Origin of the sequence: Aeromonas sp. PI_26 (assembly GCF_027854445.1) — a bacterium.
Taxonomy (GTDB): domain Bacteria; phylum Pseudomonadota; class Gammaproteobacteria; order Enterobacterales; family Aeromonadaceae; genus Aeromonas; species Aeromonas veronii.
Genome location: NZ_JAJNOE010000002.1, coordinates 357,702 through 374,127 on the forward strand (window position 1 = coordinate 357,702; position 16,426 = coordinate 374,127).

14 protein-coding genes are annotated in these 16,426 nt (G+C 59.7%); 12 read left to right on the forward strand and 2 right to left on the reverse strand.

Annotation, left to right across the window (positions count from 1 at the left end; translation table 11 throughout):
* The first annotated feature begins 111 nt into the window (after positions 1-111).
* Complete coding sequence (locus tag LRL22_RS04170) at positions 112-2,559, forward strand: sensor domain-containing protein (RefSeq protein WP_270904786.1); 2,448 nt, start codon at positions 112-114, stop codon at positions 2,557-2,559.
* A 30-nt stretch (positions 2,560-2,589) separates the two neighbouring features.
* Here the strand turns inward: LRL22_RS04170 and LRL22_RS04175 are convergent, their stop codons facing one another.
* A complete protein-coding gene (locus LRL22_RS04175; protein ID WP_031227628.1) occupies positions 2,590-2,868 on the reverse strand; it encodes a hypothetical protein in 279 nt (92 codons plus the stop codon).
* Between the two features lie 169 nt (positions 2,869-3,037).
* Between LRL22_RS04175 and acs the strand changes: the two genes are divergently transcribed.
* The 7 genes from acs to LRL22_RS04210 all read left to right on the forward strand — a co-directional run bounded on the left by acs (position 3,038) and on the right by LRL22_RS04210 (position 11,005).
* Positions 3,038-4,984, forward strand: coding sequence for an acetate--CoA ligase (gene acs, locus LRL22_RS04180; RefSeq protein ID WP_139405692.1), 1,947 nt, complete (start codon positions 3,038-3,040; stop codon positions 4,982-4,984).
* Positions 4,985-5,272: 288 nt separating this feature from the next.
* Positions 5,273-5,722 carry a type II 3-dehydroquinate dehydratase gene (gene aroQ, locus LRL22_RS04185; protein WP_139743401.1) on the forward strand — a complete coding sequence of 150 codons (450 nt, stop codon included), beginning with the start codon at positions 5,273-5,275 and terminating at the stop codon, positions 5,720-5,722.
* 36 nt (positions 5,723-5,758) lie between these two features.
* Positions 5,759-6,214, forward strand: a complete 456-nt coding sequence (gene accB, locus LRL22_RS04190) for an acetyl-CoA carboxylase biotin carboxyl carrier protein (RefSeq protein WP_216951971.1) — start codon at positions 5,759-5,761, stop codon at positions 6,212-6,214.
* 15 nt (positions 6,215-6,229) lie between these two features.
* Positions 6,230-7,570 carry an acetyl-CoA carboxylase biotin carboxylase subunit gene (accC, locus tag LRL22_RS04195; RefSeq protein WP_216951972.1) on the forward strand — a complete coding sequence of 447 codons (1,341 nt, stop codon included), beginning with the start codon at positions 6,230-6,232 and terminating at the stop codon, positions 7,568-7,570.
* A gap of 207 nt (positions 7,571-7,777) precedes the next feature.
* Positions 7,778-8,041: a YhdT family protein gene (locus LRL22_RS04200; protein ID WP_270904787.1), complete on the forward strand. Its 264-nt coding sequence runs from the start codon at positions 7,778-7,780 to the stop codon at positions 8,039-8,041.
* Positions 8,031-9,488: a sodium/pantothenate symporter gene (gene panF, locus LRL22_RS04205; protein WP_270904788.1), complete on the forward strand. Its 1,458-nt coding sequence runs from the start codon at positions 8,031-8,033 to the stop codon at positions 9,486-9,488. The genes LRL22_RS04200 and panF overlap by 11 nt, the downstream gene beginning before the upstream one ends.
* 89 nt (positions 9,489-9,577) lie before the next feature.
* Entirely contained in the window at positions 9,578-11,005 is a 1,428-nt protein-coding gene (locus LRL22_RS04210; RefSeq protein WP_270904789.1) for a PTS transporter subunit EIIC, read from the forward strand.
* 1 nt (position 11,006) lies between these two features.
* Here the strand turns inward: LRL22_RS04210 and LRL22_RS04215 are convergent, their stop codons facing one another.
* Complete coding sequence (locus LRL22_RS04215; protein WP_162504381.1) at positions 11,007-11,879, reverse strand: LysR family transcriptional regulator; 873 nt, start codon at positions 11,877-11,879, stop codon at positions 11,007-11,009.
* A 100-nt stretch (positions 11,880-11,979) separates the two neighbouring features.
* Here LRL22_RS04215 and LRL22_RS04220 point away from each other — a divergent pair, with 100 nt between their 5' ends.
* The 4 genes from LRL22_RS04220 to LRL22_RS04235 all read left to right on the forward strand — a co-directional run bounded on the left by LRL22_RS04220 (position 11,980) and on the right by LRL22_RS04235 (position 16,212).
* Positions 11,980-12,996, forward strand: a complete 1,017-nt coding sequence (locus LRL22_RS04220) for a zinc-binding alcohol dehydrogenase family protein (RefSeq protein WP_270904790.1) — start codon at positions 11,980-11,982, stop codon at positions 12,994-12,996.
* Positions 12,997-13,532: 536 nt separating this feature from the next.
* Complete coding sequence (gene prmA, locus LRL22_RS04225; RefSeq protein WP_270904791.1) at positions 13,533-14,411, forward strand: 50S ribosomal protein L11 methyltransferase; 879 nt, start codon at positions 13,533-13,535, stop codon at positions 14,409-14,411.
* Positions 14,412-14,613: 202 nt separating this feature from the next.
* A complete protein-coding gene (locus LRL22_RS04230; protein WP_270904792.1) occupies positions 14,614-15,591 on the forward strand; it encodes a D-2-hydroxyacid dehydrogenase family protein in 978 nt (325 codons plus the stop codon).
* A 66-nt stretch (positions 15,592-15,657) separates the two neighbouring features.
* Entirely contained in the window at positions 15,658-16,212 is a 555-nt protein-coding gene (locus LRL22_RS04235) for a sugar O-acetyltransferase (protein WP_270904793.1), read from the forward strand.
* Positions 16,213-16,426: the final 214 nt, after the last annotated feature.

Here is a 16,426-nt window from a genome sequence, read left to right on the forward strand (position 1 = left end):
CCTATTCTTGCCGTCAAAACAACCAGATAACTCCGCTTGACTCCCGGCCAAACAGTTCGTGCCATACTGACAACTGATACAAGTGATAAAACAATCAATGCCGAGGTCATCATGGATGGGAAGCTTTTCAACGCCGACACCGAGGCAAAGTTGACCCAGCTGTCAGATCACACCGTCCTGGAACAGCTGATGGATAATGCCCCTCTGGGCATCGGCGTCTTTGACTGCGAATTTCGCTACCGTAAAGTCAATCAGGTGCTGGCCGACATCAATGGCAAAAGCATCGAGGAGCATCAGGGCAAGCACCTCAGAGAGGTGGTTCCCAAGCTGGCCCCGACCCTGGAGCCTATGTTTCAGCAGATCATGCGAAGCGGCATGCCCTACGTGGATATCGCCATCACGGGCCAAACCGCGGCGTACGACAGCAGCTCACGCCGCTTTCAGGCCACCTACAGCCCGATGCGTGATGAGAAAGGGGAGCTAAACGGCATCCTCGCCATCGTGCGGGACATCACCGAGCAGTACGAAACCGAACAACGGCTGCAACTGGCAATGCGAGCGGCCCAAATCGGGGTGTGGGAGTGGCACGTGGCGGAGGACAGACTGCTGTTCGACGGCCAAATTGAGCCGCTGCTGGGCATCGAGGCCAACCAGTTCCACGGCGGGCTGCAAGCGTTCGTCGACTGTTTTGAACCGGAATCCGGCAGCCAGCTCAAGGCCGCCCTGCAAAGTCATGACCCCATCCATCTCACCCTGAGCTACCTCACCGCTCTCAACGAGCGCCACTGGGTCGATATTCATGCCGACCATGTCCCCGCCACCGAGTCGGTCGGCCACCGGGTCATGGGAGTCATTCACAATGCCACCGCCCGCCGCCGTCAGGAGGAGCGACTCCATCAGGCCAACGTGGTATTCGATACCACGGCCGAAGGGATCATCATCCTCGACAGCGAGCACCATATTCTGTCGGTCAACCCGGCCTTCACCATGCTGACCCAATACAATGCCGAGGAGGTGATAGGCCGCACCCCGGATATCATCATGCATCCCAGGCGCTACACCGACCTCGACTATCCCTGGTATCACCTGCGCCCCGGCAACAACGCCTGGCATGGCGAGATGGTTTGTCTGCGCAAGGATGGCAGCTACTTCTCCTCCTGGCAGCAGATCAGCGCTGTCTATGACAACTTCAACAACACTACTCACTATGTGATCGCCCTCTCCGACATCAGCGCCATTCGCAAGGTGGAGGCCGAGCTGAATCACCTTGCCTATCACGATCCCCTGACCGAGCTGGGCAATCGTCATCTGTTGCAGGAGCGGCTGGCCCTTGAGCTGAAAACCGCGCAGCTCAATCGCAAACGGTTGGGGCTGCTTTTTATTGATCTGGATGGCTTCAAGCTGATCAACGACAGCCTGGGCCACGGAGTCGGCGATGAGCTGCTCAAGCGGCTGGCAGAGCGGATCCGCGGCTGCCTGCAGCACAACGATCTGGCGACCCGCCTCGGGGGAGACGAGTTTCTGGTGCTGATCCCCTATCTGGAGGAGCCTGACGAGCTGGCAACCCTGGCCAATACCCTGCTGACCGTGTTGCGTGAACCTGTTGAGCTGGCCCATGAGCTGGTGGCGATCTCGGCAAGTATCGGTATCGCCATTTATCCCGATCATGCAGACACCCCGGAAACCCTGGTCAGCGCCGCCGACAGCGCCATGTACGAGGCGAAAAGTCAGGGGCGCAACGGATTCCAGTTCTATACCCCCTGCATGGCGGCTCGAGCCCGCGAGCGGATGCAGATTGAGCAGGGTCTGCTCAAGGCCCTGGAGCTCGAACAGCTCTGCATCTTCTATCAACCCATGACCAATCTGGCCAACGGCCACCTGAGTGGACTGGAGGCCCTGCTGCGCTGGCAGCATCCGAATGAGGGAATGATAGCGCCGACCCGTTTTATTCCGGTAGCAGAGGAGTGCGGCCTGATCGAGAAAATTGGGGAGTGGGTGATGCGCAACGCCTGCGAGCAGGGACAAAACTGGCTGGCCGCCGGACTGCCGGTGCCTCGCTTGTCGGTCAATGTGTCGGTGCGGGAGATGCGCTCCCCGGGCTACGTTGAACGAGTCGCCGCTATTCTGGCCGAGACAGGATTTCCGCCAGAACGGCTGGAGATCGAGGTGACGGAGAGCATCATCCAGCGGGTCGAACAGAGTCTGGATCTCTTTACCCGCCTGAAAAATCTCGGCGTGCAGATTGCCATCGATGACTTTGGCACCGGCTTCTCGTCACTGAGTCTGCTCAAGACCCTGCCGATCGATCGCATCAAGATCGACCGGGCGTTTGTGCAGGCATTACCGGAAGACAAGAACAGTCGGGAGCTCTGCCGCACCATCATCAATCTGGCCGACAGTCTGGATATGGAGGTCACCGCCGAAGGGATTGAAACCAAGGCACAACACGCCTTCTTGCAATCACTCAACTGCGGCGAAGGACAGGGCTATCTGTTCAGCAAACCACTGCATGTAGAACAGATGTACGAACGCTTGGATTGCCAAAACGTTCAACATTAGCGATACCAAGGAAACAAACGGCCAATCAAACTATTTTCCAAACGTCAGGGTAGGAACACCGCCATTATCCCGGTCATTGGCCATGCGAGTGAGCGGTGAGTCGCCAGAGTAACGGGATCCTGGCTCACTGAGGGAAAACTTGGTTCCCGACTTTTTGTCCTGCCATGCATGACCAAGCTGATCAGCAACCCGCTCCCGCACAGTCTGTGAAGGCTCCTGGTGTGTAATCGCAAACTCTTTGGGAGGCTTGTCTGCAAGAACAGTCGTATCAAACTGCCACAGAGATGCACAGAGCAATAGAGAAAACATAACTACCTCCATCCATCGAAGTCCTCCTTTTTACCGACTCACTGCGTGAGTGTCACCCATAACCCTGTAACCAAATGTTGCTGTCTATCCAAAAGTCTAATTGCCCCCATCAGCCAAAGGTATAAGTTGTTACTTAATTATTAAAAGTATGTATTCAAAGGAGTGAGTGATGAGCGAGAGCAAGGTCTACCCGGTCAAACCCCACATCAGCAGCAATGCACTGCTAGACAAGGGCGACTACGCCGCCATGTATCAGGCCTCCGTCGAGGATCCCGATACCTTCTGGGGAGAGCAGGGAAAAATTCTCGACTGGATGAAACCCTATAGCAAGGTCAAGAACACCTCCTACGATCCGGGCCATGTCTCCATCAAATGGTTTGAAGATGGCCAGCTCAACGTCTCGGCCAACTGTCTCGATCGCCATCTCGCCGAGCGTGGCGACAAGGTCGCCATCATCTGGGAAGGGGACAACCCCGCCGAAGATCGCAAACTCACCTACCGCGAGTTGCACAGCGAAGTGTGCAAGTTTGCCAACGTCTTGAAAGCACAAGGGGTTCACCGCGGCGACGTGGTCTGCCTCTACATGCCCATGGTGCCCGAAGCCGCCATCGCCATGCTGGCCTGTACCCGCATCGGCGCGGTACACAGCATCGTATTCGGCGGCTTCTCGCCAGAAGCGCTGGCTGGTCGCATCATCGACTCGGGCTCGCGCATCGTGATCACCGCCGACGAGGGGCTGCGTGGTGGCCGTCCGGTGCCGCTCAAGAAGAATGTGGATGAGGCACTCACCAACCCGGATACCCAGGTCAACAAGGTGATCGTGCTCAAGCGCACCGGCGGCAATGTCGCCTGGCACAACCACCGCGACATCTGGTGGCATGAAGCGACCGCCGCCGTCAGCAGCGACTGCCCGCCCGAGGCGATGAACGCCGAAGATCCGCTCTTTATCCTCTATACCTCCGGCTCCACCGGCAAACCCAAGGGGGTGCTGCACACCACCGGCGGCTATCTGGTCTATGCCACCCTCACCTTCAAATATGTGTTCGACTACCACGAAGAGGATATCTACTGGTGTACCGCCGATGTGGGCTGGGTCACCGGTCACTCCTATCTGGTCTACGGGCCGCTTGCCAACGGTGCTACCACCATCATGTTCGAAGGGGTGCCCAACTACCCGGCCACCAACCGCATGAGTCAGGTGGTGGACAAGCACCAGGTCACCATTCTCTATACCGCCCCCACTGCCATCCGCGCCCTGATGGCCAAAGGCAACGAAGCGGTCACCGGCACCTCGCGCCAGAGCCTGCGCATCATGGGTTCGGTGGGTGAACCCATCAACCCGGAAGCCTGGGAGTGGTACTACCGCACCATTGGTGACGAGCGCTGCCCCATTGTCGATACCTGGTGGCAAACCGAAACCGGCGGCATCCTGATTACGCCGCTGCCCGGCGTCACCGACCTGAAACCGGGCTCGGCGACTCGTCCCTTCTTCGGGGTACAACCGGCACTGGTCGACAACATGGGCGAACCGCTGGAAGGTGCCACCGAGGGCAACTTGGTGATCACCGACTCCTGGCCGGGTCAGATGCGCACCGTATTCGGCGATCACGAGCGGTTCGAGCAGACCTACTTCTCCACCTTCCCGGGCCGCTACTTCACCGGCGACGGTGCCCGTCGCGACGAGGACGGCTACTACTGGATCACCGGTCGGGTGGATGATGTACTGAACGTCTCTGGCCACCGCATGGGTACCGCCGAAATTGAATCGGCGCTGGTGGCCCATCCCAAGATCGCTGAAGCCGCGGTGGTGGGGGTTCCTCACGAGATCAAGGGTCAGGGTATCTATGCCTACGTCACCCTGATCGCCGGGGAAGAGCCGAGCCGCGAGCTGCACAAAGAGGTGAAGGAGTGGGTCCGCAAGGAGATTGGTGCCATCGCTACGCCGGACGTGATCCACTGGGCGGAGGGGCTGCCGAAGACCCGTTCCGGCAAGATCATGCGCCGCATCTTGCGCAAGATCGCCACCGGCGAGACCGACAGCCTGGGGGATATCTCCACCCTGGCGGATCCGGGGGTAGTAGACAAACTCATCCGCGAGAAGTCGGAAGCAGCCTGATCCCGCTTCGTTTGTTGCTCAACAAAGCCGGCCCTGTGCCGGCTTTGTCGTTTCTTATCTGCCAGCAAACAGCAAGGTGGCAGCGACGAAGTATCTCAGGTCGAAACGTGCAATAAATAGGCAGATGTAGAGATTAGACCAGTAAAATGCTGCTAATTTTCACGAAATCAATATAATTGCGAAATCTGTGTGCCAGGGCACACCGATTTGCGCAGAAAATGGCTAGATTTCAGGTAGTCCACAAGATAGCTGACAGATAGCAGCATGATCATCGAGGATGCACTCAATATGTCGCAACATCGCCGAATTCTCCTGCTCAACGGTCCAAACCTGAATCTGCTGGGCAAGCGGGAACCGGGTATCTACGGCAGCAAGACGCTCGATGAGATCGTCGCCGATCTGAAGCTCAACGCCAGCGAACTCGGTGTCACTCTGGAACATCTGCAATCCAACGCCGAACATGAGTTGGTCAGCCGCATCCATCAGGCCATGGGTCAGGTGGATTTCATCATCATCAATCCGGCCGCCTTCACCCACACCAGCGTCGCCATCCGCGATGCGCTGCTGGGTGTCGCCATCCCCTTTATCGAGGTTCACCTGTCAAACGTTCATGCCAGGGAGCCGTTTCGTCATCACTCCTATCTGTCTGATGTCGCCAAAGGGGTCATTTGTGGTCTGGGGGCCGATGGCTATCAATTCGCTTTAACCGCGGCCGTGCGCCATCTGCACGCGGCTTGATAATCACTGATCAGATAAAGAAGAAAGAGAATGCTAATGGATATCCGCAAAATCAAGAAGCTGATTGAACTGGTTGAAGAGTCCGGCATCGCCGAACTGGAGATCTCCGAAGGTGAAGAGTCCGTTCGCATCAGCCGCAACTTCGCAGGCCAGGTCACTGCCGCACCGCAGATGATCATGCAGCAAGCAGCCGCTCCGGTTGCCGCTCCAGCCGCCGCCCCGGTTGCCGCTGCGCCGGCCGCAGATGCCGCACCGAGCGGTCACCTGATGCGCTCTCCCATGGTTGGCTCCTTCTACCGCTCCTCCAGCCCGGAAGCCAAGCCGTTCGTGGAAGTGGGTCAGCAAGTCAATGTCGGCGATACCCTGTGCATCGTCGAAGCCATGAAAATGATGAACCAAATCGAGTCTGACAAGGCCGGTGTGATCAAAGCGATCCTGGTTGAAAATGGTCAGGCCGTCGAATTTGACGAGCCGCTGTTCATCATCGAATAAGGGAAATCGCCACCCATGTTGGACAAAGTAGTCATCGCCAACCGCGGTGAAATTGCCCTGCGGATCCTGCGCGCCTGCAAAGAGCTCGGGATAAAGACAGTGGCCGTTCACTCCACCGCCGACCGGGAGCTCAAACATGTGCTGCTGGCCGACGAATCCATCTGTATCGGCAAACCAGCCAGTACCGACTCCTACCTCAACGTTCCGGCCATCATCGCCGCCGCCGAGGTGACCGGTGCCGTGGCCATCCACCCGGGTTACGGCTTCCTTTCCGAGAACGCCGATTTTGCCGAAGTGGTCGAAAAATCCGGCTTCATCTTCATCGGCCCGCGCGCCGAGACCATCCGCCTGATGGGTGACAAAGTCTCCGCCATCGAAGCGATGAAGAAGGCAGGCGTACCGTGTGTACCGGGCTCTGACGGTCCGGTGGACAACGACACCAAGCGCAATGCCGCTATTGCCAAGCGCATCGGCTATCCGGTGATCATCAAGGCTGCCGGTGGCGGCGGTGGTCGTGGCATGCGCGTGGTACGCAGCGAGGCCGAGCTAGCCTCCGCCATTGCCCTAACCAAATCCGAAGCAGGCCAGTTCTTCAAGAACGACATGGTCTACATGGAGAAGTACCTGGAAAACCCGCGCCACATCGAAATTCAGGTGTTGGCAGACGGCCAGGGCAACGCCCTCTATCTGGGCGAGCGTGACTGCTCCATGCAGCGTCGCCACCAGAAAGTGGTGGAAGAGGCGCCGGCACCCGGCATCACCGCCGAAATGCGCAAGTTCATCGGCGAGCGCTGTGTGCGCGCCTGTATCGAGATCGGCTACCGCGGTGCGGGTACTTTCGAGTTCCTGTACGAGAACGGCGAGTTCTATTTCATCGAAATGAACACCCGTATCCAGGTTGAGCATCCGGTCACCGAGATGGTCACCGGTATCGATCTGATCAAGGAGCAGCTGCGCATCGCCGCCGGTCAGCCCCTGTCGATCACCCAGCAGGATATCCGCATCCGTGGCCATGCCATCGAGTGCCGGATCAACGCCGAAGATCCGGCCACCTTCATGCCCTCTCCGGGTCTGGTGCAGCGCTTTCACGCGCCGGGTGGTCTGGGCGTGCGTTGGGACTCCCACATTTATGCCGGTTACAAGGTACCTCCCCACTACGATTCGATGATCGGCAAGCTGATCTGCTACGGCGAGAATCGTGACATTGCCATCGCCCGCATGCGCCATGCACTGGACGAGCTGGTGGTGGAAGGGATCAAGACCAACGTACCGCTGCAAAAAGAGATCATGAAAGACGAAAACTTCCAGCACGGTGGCACCAATATCCACTACCTGCACAAGAAGTTAGGTCTGTAAGGATCGCTGATAGAGACCCGATGACATTGCACGGTGGCAGTACCAACGCCCACTATCTGCACAAGAAGTTGGGTCTGTAAGGATCGCTGATAGAGACCGGACTTCCGGTGGAAGTCTGCTCCGCAAGGAGCCTCTGCTGAAAAAGGGCCATGGCGACATGGCCCTTTTTTGTTATCCTTGCGCCCCTCAAATTTGTCGGAGGCCAAGGTGAACCGTTTTGCTCTCGCCCGCCGGGAAGCAGCTTTCTGCCTGCTGCTGACCCTGTTCTACTTCTTTGCCTGGTATGGCACCGCCTATTTTATCCCGCTCCAGCTGGAGTTTTGGGGGCTGCCGCTGTGGTTCCTGCTCAGTTGCATGGTGATGCCGCTGCTGTTCATTCTGCTCTGCGCCCTGATGGTGAACCGGCTGTTTGTGGAGATCCCCCTCGATACCCACTCCCCTTCCGGCAAGGAGACATCCCATGAATCTTGAGTTGATGCTGCCGCTCGTCATCTATCTGGTGCTGGTGCTGGGGGTCGGTTTCTGGGCCAGCCGCCATCGCGCGCAAGGCAACTTCGTGCAGGAGTACTTCATCGGCAACCGCAGCATGGGCGGGCTGGTGCTGGCGATGACGCTAGTGGCCACCTACACCTCGGCCTCCTCCTTTATCGGTGGGCCGGGCGCGGCCTACAAGATCGGTCTGGGCTGGGTGTTGCTGGCGATGATCCAGCTGCCCACCGTCTGGCTCACCCTGGGGGTGCTTGGCAAGAAGTTCGCCATCATCGCCCGCCGGGTCAATGCGGTGACCATCAACGACATGCTGTGGGCCCGCTACCAGAGCAAGGCGGTGGTGATCCTCGGCTCCGTTACTATCATCCTCGCCTTTATCGCGACCATGGTGGTGCAGTTTATCGGCGGCGCCCGCCTGCTGGAGACCGCTACCGGCCTCTCCTACCAGCAGGGGTTGATGCTGTTTGCCAGCTGTGTGCTGCTCTACACTATCATCGGCGGCTTCCGCGCGGTGGTGATGACTGATGCCCTGCAGGGGATCATCATGCTGATCGGCACCGGCGCCTTGCTGGCGGGGATTCTGATTGCCGGTGACGGCCTGCCGAACCTCATCCACCAGCTCAGGGAGATCGATCCCAAGCTGGTAAGCCCGCAAGGGGCTGGCGACATGCTGACCCAGCCCTTTATGCTGAGCTTCTGGATCCTGGTCTGTATCGGGGTGGTGGGGCTGCCCCACTCGGCGCTGCGCTGCTTTGGCTATCGCGACAGCAAGGCGCTCCATCGCGGCATTCTGATCGGCACCGTGGTCAGCGCACTGCTGATGTTTGGCATGCATCTGGCGGGCGCCCTCGGCCGCGCCATCCTGCCGGGCATGGACAGCCCGGACAAGATCATGCCCTCCTTGATGATGGAAGTGCTGCCCCCCTGGCTGGCCGGGGTCTTTCTGGCGGCGCCGATGGCGGCCATCATGTCCACCATCGACTCCCAGCTGATCCAGGCTTCCGCCACTCTGGTGAAGGATCTCTACCTCAACTATCTGAGTCCAAAGCAGGAGAAGCTGGAGGTGCGCATCCCCCGCCTCTCCCTGCTCTGCACCCTGATCTTGGGCACCCTAGTGCTGCTGGCGGCGTTGCAGCCCCCCGAGATGATCATCTGGCTCAACCTGCTCGCCTTTGGCGGTCTGCAGGCGGTGTTCCTCTGGCCACTGGTGCTCGGCCTCTACTGGTCGCGGGCCAACGGCCCGGGCGCACTGGCCAGCATGGTCAGCGGCATCGTCAGTTATGGGGTACTGAGTCAGTGGGGGATCAAGCTGGCTGGCCTGCACGCCATAGTGCCAAGCCTCACGCTGGCGCTGGTGGTCTTTATCACGGTCAGCCTGCTGACGGCACCGCCCTCGCGGGAAGTGCGCGAGCTTTTCGGGCAGAGATAATAAAAATATAAATTAGGGGTTCCAAAACTATCCCCAAATAGGTGTTTTCCGGTTAAACTGTGCGCCAAGTCACAGAACGTAGCCGCTGTATGCCCGTTAAAGCCACTCGACAAGTCGTTACTCAAGCCCTGCAGCGGCTCGGTTATGCCCTGCTGCTGCCCGTCTCCATCCTGCCGATGGCGGCGTTGATCTACCGGCTTGGGCAACCCGACGTGCTCGATTTGGCGGTGCTCTCCCTCACCGGTCAGGCGATCTTCAGCCAGATGCCGCTCATCTATGCGGTGGCGATCGCCTTTGGCCTGAGTCGGCAGGAGCTGGGCGGACAGACGCTGGCGGGTGCGGTCAACTTCCTGCTGCTCAGCACCGCTTTCAATACGCTGGCCCCCAACCTGCACGCCGACATGATCTGCGGCCTGCTGGCGGGACTCACCACCGCCATTATCTATCCCAGGGTTCACCAGCAAACGCTACCCCGCTGGCTGCAGATCGCCAGGGGGGAGTTTCCCAGCCTGCTGGTGTCGGCCTTGGCCTGCCTGCTGATCGCCATCCCCCTCTCGCTGCTGTGGCCACCGCTGGAGCGCGGGCTGACCCTGCTCACCTCCGAGCTGCTCACCACGCCGTTTGGCGCCTTCTGCTACGGCACACTCAACCGACTGCTGATCCCGCTCGGGCTGCATCAGGTATTGGGCAGCGTCATCGGCCTTGGCGAGAGCAACCTGCAGGCGCTGGCCACCGCCCAGCCCCTTCATGAAGGGTATGTGGCCGGTCTCTACCCCATCATCATGTTCGGCCTGCCGGGCGCCTGTTTTGCCATCTGGCTGCACCGCCAACGGATGCAGCGGCTGCCACAGGGCGGGCTGCTGCTCACCCTGGCGCTCACCTCGGCACTGGTGGGTATCACAGAGCCTATCGAATTTCTGTTCGCCTTTACCGCCCCTTGGCTGTTTCTCGCCCACGCCCTGCTAACTGGGCTATCGCTCGCTGTCTGTAGCGGGCTGGGGATCAAGGTGGGCAGTTACTTCTCCGCCGGCCTGCTGGATCTGGTGCTGAGCTATCAGGCAGGGGAGCACAGCTTCTGGATTATTCCGGTCGGTATCCTGTTCTTCGTTGCCTACACCCTGCTGTTCTATCAGCTGCTGGAGCGTGCCCCCCTCAGCATGCCGAGCAAGCCCATCGCGGTGGAGCATCCGCGCCTTGCCAGTGTTGCCCCCTCAGACCCGCAGATGCTGGCGATCCAGTACCTCAAGGTGCTGGGCGGGATGGACAATCTGGTGGCGATGAGCGTCTGCATCACCCGCCTCAGCCTGCGGGTGCGTGATATTTCACTGGTGGATGAATCCCGCCTGCTGGGCCTGGGCTGCCTCTCCTGGATCCAGCTCAACGACCACCAGCTGGTGCTGGTGCTGGGCCCCAGCGCCAGCCTGATTGAAGGGCAGATCCGCATGCTGGCGGAGCGCCAGTCGGTCCCCCTCGGCCTCAAACCCAATCAGGAGTCGGCCAGCCAGAGCAGCTGGTAACTCAGGCGAACGGCAAGCGCTCGGCCACGAAATCCATCAGGGTGCGCAGAGCGGGGGCCAGATGCTCCCGGCTCGGATAGATAAGGTAAAACGGGTTGGCCGGAATGGGCTGATCCGGCAACACCTTCTGCAATCGCCCCGCCGCCAAATCCCCTTCGCAGACATGGTGTGGCAACAGGGCAATCCCACCGTCATGGAGCGCCATCTCCCGCAGCGCCAACAAGCTGTTGCTGACACAGGCCCCCTGCGGCCGCCAGCCCCCCTCCTGCAATGGCCACACCGGCATGGCCGAGTGCACCAGACAGGCATAACGGCCCAGCTCGCTCAACTGCTGCGGCATGCCGTGGGCCGCCAGATAGGCGGGCGCTGCAACCAGATGACGCGCCACCTGACCGATGCGCCGACAGATGAGGCTGGAGTCTTTCAGCGGCGCCGCCCGCAGCGCCAAATCATAACCTTCCCCCACCAGATCGAGCTGATCGTCGCTCAGGGTCAGCTCCAGCACCACCTCGGGATAGAGGGCGCGAAACTCGGCGAGGATCCGGCCAAGCAGCAGGGTACCGGTCGCCTCGGGGGCGGTGATCCGCACCCGCCCCGCCGGGGCCGAGCGCAGCCGTGCCATCGCCAGATTGGCGCTGCGGGCCAGTGCCAGCAGCCCCTGACAGTGCTCCACATAGAGCTCCCCCTGCGGGGTCAGGCTCAACCTGCGAGTGGTACGCTGCAACAGCCGCACCCCGAGCTGGGATTCGAGCCGCGAGATCTTCTGGCTCACCGATGACTTGGGCATACCAAGCAGCTCGGCGGCTCGGGTAAAGCTTCCCTGCTCCACCACAGTGGCAAACAGCCCCATCAACTCCAGATCGACATTGTTCATATATTCAAACAGTCTTTACCGATTACCCATCTTAATCTTGATAATCAACCAGACTAGAGTGAGTGGCAATCCCGAACACAGCGATTTGAAAGGAAAAACCATGAAAGCCATTGCCCTGACTCACTATCTGCCAAGCAACCACCCCGACTGCTTCATCGCCGCCAACCTGCCCGATCCGGTTCCGGGCCCGCGGGATCTGCTGGTGCGGGTCACCGCCACCTCCGTCAATCCGGTGGATACCAAGGTGCGCTCCCCCAAGGCCAAAATTGAAAGCTCGCCCCGGGTACTGGGCTGGGATGCGGTGGGGGAAGTGATCGCCACCGGCAGCGAAGTCACCCTGTTCAAGGCGGGCGACCGGGTCTGGTATGCCGGCGACATCAGCCGCCCGGGCAGCAACAGCGCCCTGCAACTGGTGGATGAGCGCATCGCCGCCATCGCCCCCACCAGCTTGAGCGATGTGGAGGCCGCCGCCCTGCCGCTCACCGCCATCACCGCCTGGGAGACCCTGTTAGAACGCTTCGCTCTCACCCGCGAGAGCCGTGGCAAACTGCTGATCATCGGCGGCGCCGGTGGCGTGGGCTCCATCGCCATCCAGCTGGCCCGCCAGCTCACCGGCATGGAGGTGATTGCTACCGCCTCCCGCCCAGAGAGCCGCGAGTGGTGCCTCGAGATGGGGGCCCATCAGGTCGTAAACCACCACAAGTTGCAGGAGGAGCTGACCGCCCTTGGCATCACCCAGGTCGATGCCATCTTCTGCACCAACGCCACCGCCGAGCACTGGGCCACCATGGCCGGGCTGATCCGCCCGTTTGGCCATATCTGCACCATCGCCGAATCGAGCGAGCCGTGGGATCTCTCCCTGCTCAAGAGCAAGAGCGTCACCTTCAGCCAAGAGTTCATGTTCACCCGCTCCCTGTTCCAAACACCGGACATGATCGAACAGCACCGCCTGCTCGGCCGGGTGGCGGAACTGGTCGATGAAGGGGTATTGCAGACCACTCTGACCAGAACCATCCCGTCACTGACCCCGGTCACGCTGGCTCAGGCCCATGCCGAGGTGGAGGCGGGACGCATGGTAGGCAAGCTGGTAATCGACATGAGCGGCTTTGCCAACTAAGCCCTCCAACGCACCATGATGGGATAAGTTCACCAAGGAGATGCCCCAAACGGGCACAACCAGCGGCATTCATGACTGCCTGTGGCAGGCCAACGTCCGACAATCAGCCAAAAAAGAGGCCATTTCGCGAGAAATGGCCTGAATACCTGAACATTGGGGTAACAATCACACACATATCCTTATTCAGGACATATTAGTCTTTGCATCTGGCGTGCCAACAGCAGCATGAATGCGCCAAAACGGCGTCAGCCCGTCCTTGAGCAAGGTGTCGACCTTGCTTTTTTTTGTCTGGCAGCCTGTTTACCAGGCAAACAAGTGCAGATAAAAAAATGCCACCCGAGGGTGGCAGTGAAAGATGACGGAACTTGAGCAAAGCGTTCAGCGAAAACCGGTCGTCTTCGCCTGCATAGAGCAATACAGGAACCGTGCCAATCCGGCAAAAGCCCCCGTATCCCTCCACGTCATGGGCAAACCACGACAGCACTGCCCCATGATGGTAGAATCTCGCGGTTTCACATTTATGAAGAGTCGACGCCATGCCCTGGATACAAATTCGAATCAACGCCACTGCCAAGACCGCAGACAAGGTGAGCAACATGCTGCTGGGGCGTGGAGCCCAGGCGGTGACCTTTATGGATGCCAAGGATGTGCCCGTCTACGAACCCATGCCCGGTGAAACCCCGCTCTGGGGCGAGACCGAAGTGATGGGTCTGTTCGATGCCGAAACCGATCCGGCTCCCACCATCGCCTTCTTCCAGCAGATATTCGGCGAAAATGTCGGCTACAAGGTCGAGCAGCTGGAAGACAAGGATTGGGTGCGCGAGTGGATGGATCACTTCCACCCCATGCAGTTTGGCGAGCGCCTCTGGATCTGCCCGAGCTGGCGCGATGTGCCGAACCCCGATGCGGTCAACGTCATGCTGGATCCGGGTCTGGCCTTCGGTACCGGTACCCACCCCACCACCGCCCTCTGCCTGCAGTGGCTCGACGGGCTGGATCTGACCGGTAAAACCGTGGTCGATTTTGGTTGCGGCTCCGGCATTCTCGGCATCGCCGCCCTGAAACTGGGTGCCGCCCGCGTCATCGGCATCGACATCGACCCGCAAGCCATTCAGGCCAGCCGCGACAACGCCGCGCGCAACGGCGTCGCCGACCAGATTGAGCTCTATCTGCCAGCCGACCAGCCGCAAGATGTCGAAGCGGACGTGGTGGTCGCCAACATCCTGGCCGGCCCGCTGCGCGAACTGGCTCCACTTATCGCCGGTCACGGCAAGCCGGGCAGCCTGATGGCCCTCTCCGGCGTGCTGGAGAGCCAGGCACCGGAGCTGGAAACCATCTACAGCCAGTGGTTCGAGATGGACCCGACCGCCGTCAAGGAGGAGTGGTGCCGCCTCTCCGGCCGCAAGCACGGCTAACTGCGGGCAACATAGACGCCAACCTCATGCCATCAGGGCTCCCGTTCGGGGGCCCTGATTGTTTTGGCCTGTCAGGCTCTTCCCGGTCCGTGGACATGGGCTTGATTGCACTCCCTTCTGATTGTGTTCGTTTGAAAACAACAGACACCTTTTATTCCGGTAAGATAGCGGTCCGAGCCAACGCAACCGAGAAGGATTTCTTATGCGGATTGCCATTCTGGATGACTATCAGGATCAGGTGCGCCACCTCCCCTGCTTTGCCCTGCTGGCGGGTCATGACGTCACCATCCTCAACCAGAGCGAACCCGATCCAACGCGCCTTGCCGCCCTGCTGGAAGGAATGGAAGCACTGGTGCTGACCCGCGAGCGTACCCGCATCGACGAACAGCTGCTGATACAGCTTCCCACCCTTAAACTCATCAGCCAGACCGGCAAAGTCAGCCAGCATATCGACCCGGCACTATGCCAGCAGTACGGCGTTGCCGTGGCAGAAGGGATCGGCAGCCCTATTGCTCCCGCCGAGCTCTGCTGGGCGCTCATCATGGCAGCCTCCCGCCATATACCTGCTTACAGCCAGGCGTTAAGCCAAGGCCAATGGCAGCAATCTGGTGACCTCGGTTTGGGACGCACGCTGCATGGGCTGACGCTCGGCATCTGGGGCTACGGCAAGATAGGCCAGCGGATCGCCCGCTATGGCAAGGCATTTGGCATGTCGGTACTGATATGGGGCAGTGAGGCTTCGCGCAGGCAGGCCGAGCTGGATGGCTATGCCTGCGCCTCCAGCAAGGAGGCTCTCTTCAGTCAAGCCGATATCCTCACGCTGCATCTGCGCCTGAGCGAGGCAACCCGCGGCGCTGTTACCCGCGCAGATCTGGCCCGCATGAAAGTTGACTCTCTGCTGGTCAATACCAGCCGTGCCGAACTTATCGAGCCGGGCGCCCTCTATGCAGAGCTCAGTAACCATCCTGGGAAACGGGCCGCGCTCGATGTATTTGACATCGAGCCGGCGACACAGGAAAGCGAGCCCCTGCTGCGTCTGCCCAACGTATTGGCGACGCCTCATCTCGGCTATGTGGAGCAAAATAGCTACGAACTCTACTTTCGCGTGGCGTTCGAGAATGTGCTGGCCTTTGCCGAAGGCAGACCTGCCAACCTGGTTCTGCCCACATCGGGTGGGTAATCATGTTACTTCTGCAGTATTGGCGCCAATATCCAAATCCCTGGCAGATAAAGGAAAGCAACCTTCATGAGCGAATACCAGAAGATGATTAGCAGCCAACCGTACAACTGCATGGCACCCGAGCTGGCCCAGTTGCGCCGGGAGGCGGCCCAGCGCTATCGCCGTTTCAATCAGGCGGAAGATGAGGCTGAGCAGCGGGCACTACTGGCGGAGCTGATTGGCGAACTGGCAGAGAACGCCTTTATCTGCCCGCCCCTCTACTGCACCTATGGCCGCCACATCCACCTGGGCAAGGACTCCTACATCAATATGGGGGCGACCCTGCTGGACAATGCCCCCATTCGCATCGGCGCCCATGTGATGATAGGGCCAAACGTGCAGATCTATACCGCAGCCCATGCGCTGGAGGCCGACGAACGGATTCAGGGAACAGAGACGGCGCTGCCGGTCACCATTGAAGACAAGGTCTGGATTGGGGGCGGCGCCATCTTGCTGCCCGGCGTCACCATAGGGCGGGAGGCGATCGTCGGCGCGGGCGCCGTAGTCACCAAAGATGTACCGGCCGGTATTCGGGTAGTCGGCAACCCGGCCCGGATCCTGCCAGCCAAAAACAGAGCATAAGGCAGCCAACCGGGTTGTATGCCGATACCGCCATCAGTTCACAACAGCCCCGACACCCCATAAAAAAATAAAGCCCAATGTCACGAAGACGTTGGGCTGTTAAAAGGTGCTACGGAATTGCGACTCTCATCGCAGAAAAATTAGAAGGAGTGTCCTTCTAAACTGGCAGGGAGATATTAGCGAATGCGCAAACGTTTTACATAGTGAAATACAA

Excerpts from the sequence above, each read along its gene's own strand:
- LRL22_RS04230 (WP_270904792.1), top strand. The coding sequence starts at position 14,614 with ATGCGGATTGCCATTCTGGATGACTATCAGGATCAGGTGCGCCACCTC.
- prmA (WP_270904791.1), top strand. The coding sequence starts at position 13,533 with ATGCCCTGGATACAAATTCGAATCAACGCCACTGCCAAGACCGCAGAC.
- acs (WP_139405692.1), top strand. The coding sequence starts at position 3,038 with ATGAGCGAGAGCAAGGTCTACCCGGTCAAACCCCACATCAGCAGCAAT.
- LRL22_RS04175 (WP_031227628.1), bottom strand. The coding sequence starts at position 2,868 with ATGTTTTCTCTATTGCTCTGTGCATCTCTGTGGCAGTTTGATACGACT.
- LRL22_RS04210 (WP_270904789.1), top strand. The coding sequence starts at position 9,578 with ATGCCCGTTAAAGCCACTCGACAAGTCGTTACTCAAGCCCTGCAGCGG.
- accC (WP_216951972.1), top strand. The coding sequence starts at position 6,230 with ATGTTGGACAAAGTAGTCATCGCCAACCGCGGTGAAATTGCCCTGCGG.
- LRL22_RS04170 (WP_270904786.1), top strand. The coding sequence starts at position 112 with ATGGATGGGAAGCTTTTCAACGCCGACACCGAGGCAAAGTTGACCCAG.
- LRL22_RS04220 (WP_270904790.1), top strand. The coding sequence starts at position 11,980 with ATGAAAGCCATTGCCCTGACTCACTATCTGCCAAGCAACCACCCCGAC.
- LRL22_RS04215 (WP_162504381.1), bottom strand. The coding sequence starts at position 11,879 with ATGAACAATGTCGATCTGGAGTTGATGGGGCTGTTTGCCACTGTGGTG.
- panF (WP_270904788.1), top strand. The coding sequence starts at position 8,031 with ATGAATCTTGAGTTGATGCTGCCGCTCGTCATCTATCTGGTGCTGGTG.
- aroQ (WP_139743401.1), top strand. The coding sequence starts at position 5,273 with ATGTCGCAACATCGCCGAATTCTCCTGCTCAACGGTCCAAACCTGAAT.
- LRL22_RS04235 (WP_270904793.1), top strand. The coding sequence starts at position 15,658 with ATGAGCGAATACCAGAAGATGATTAGCAGCCAACCGTACAACTGCATG.
- accB (WP_216951971.1), top strand. The coding sequence starts at position 5,759 with ATGGATATCCGCAAAATCAAGAAGCTGATTGAACTGGTTGAAGAGTCC.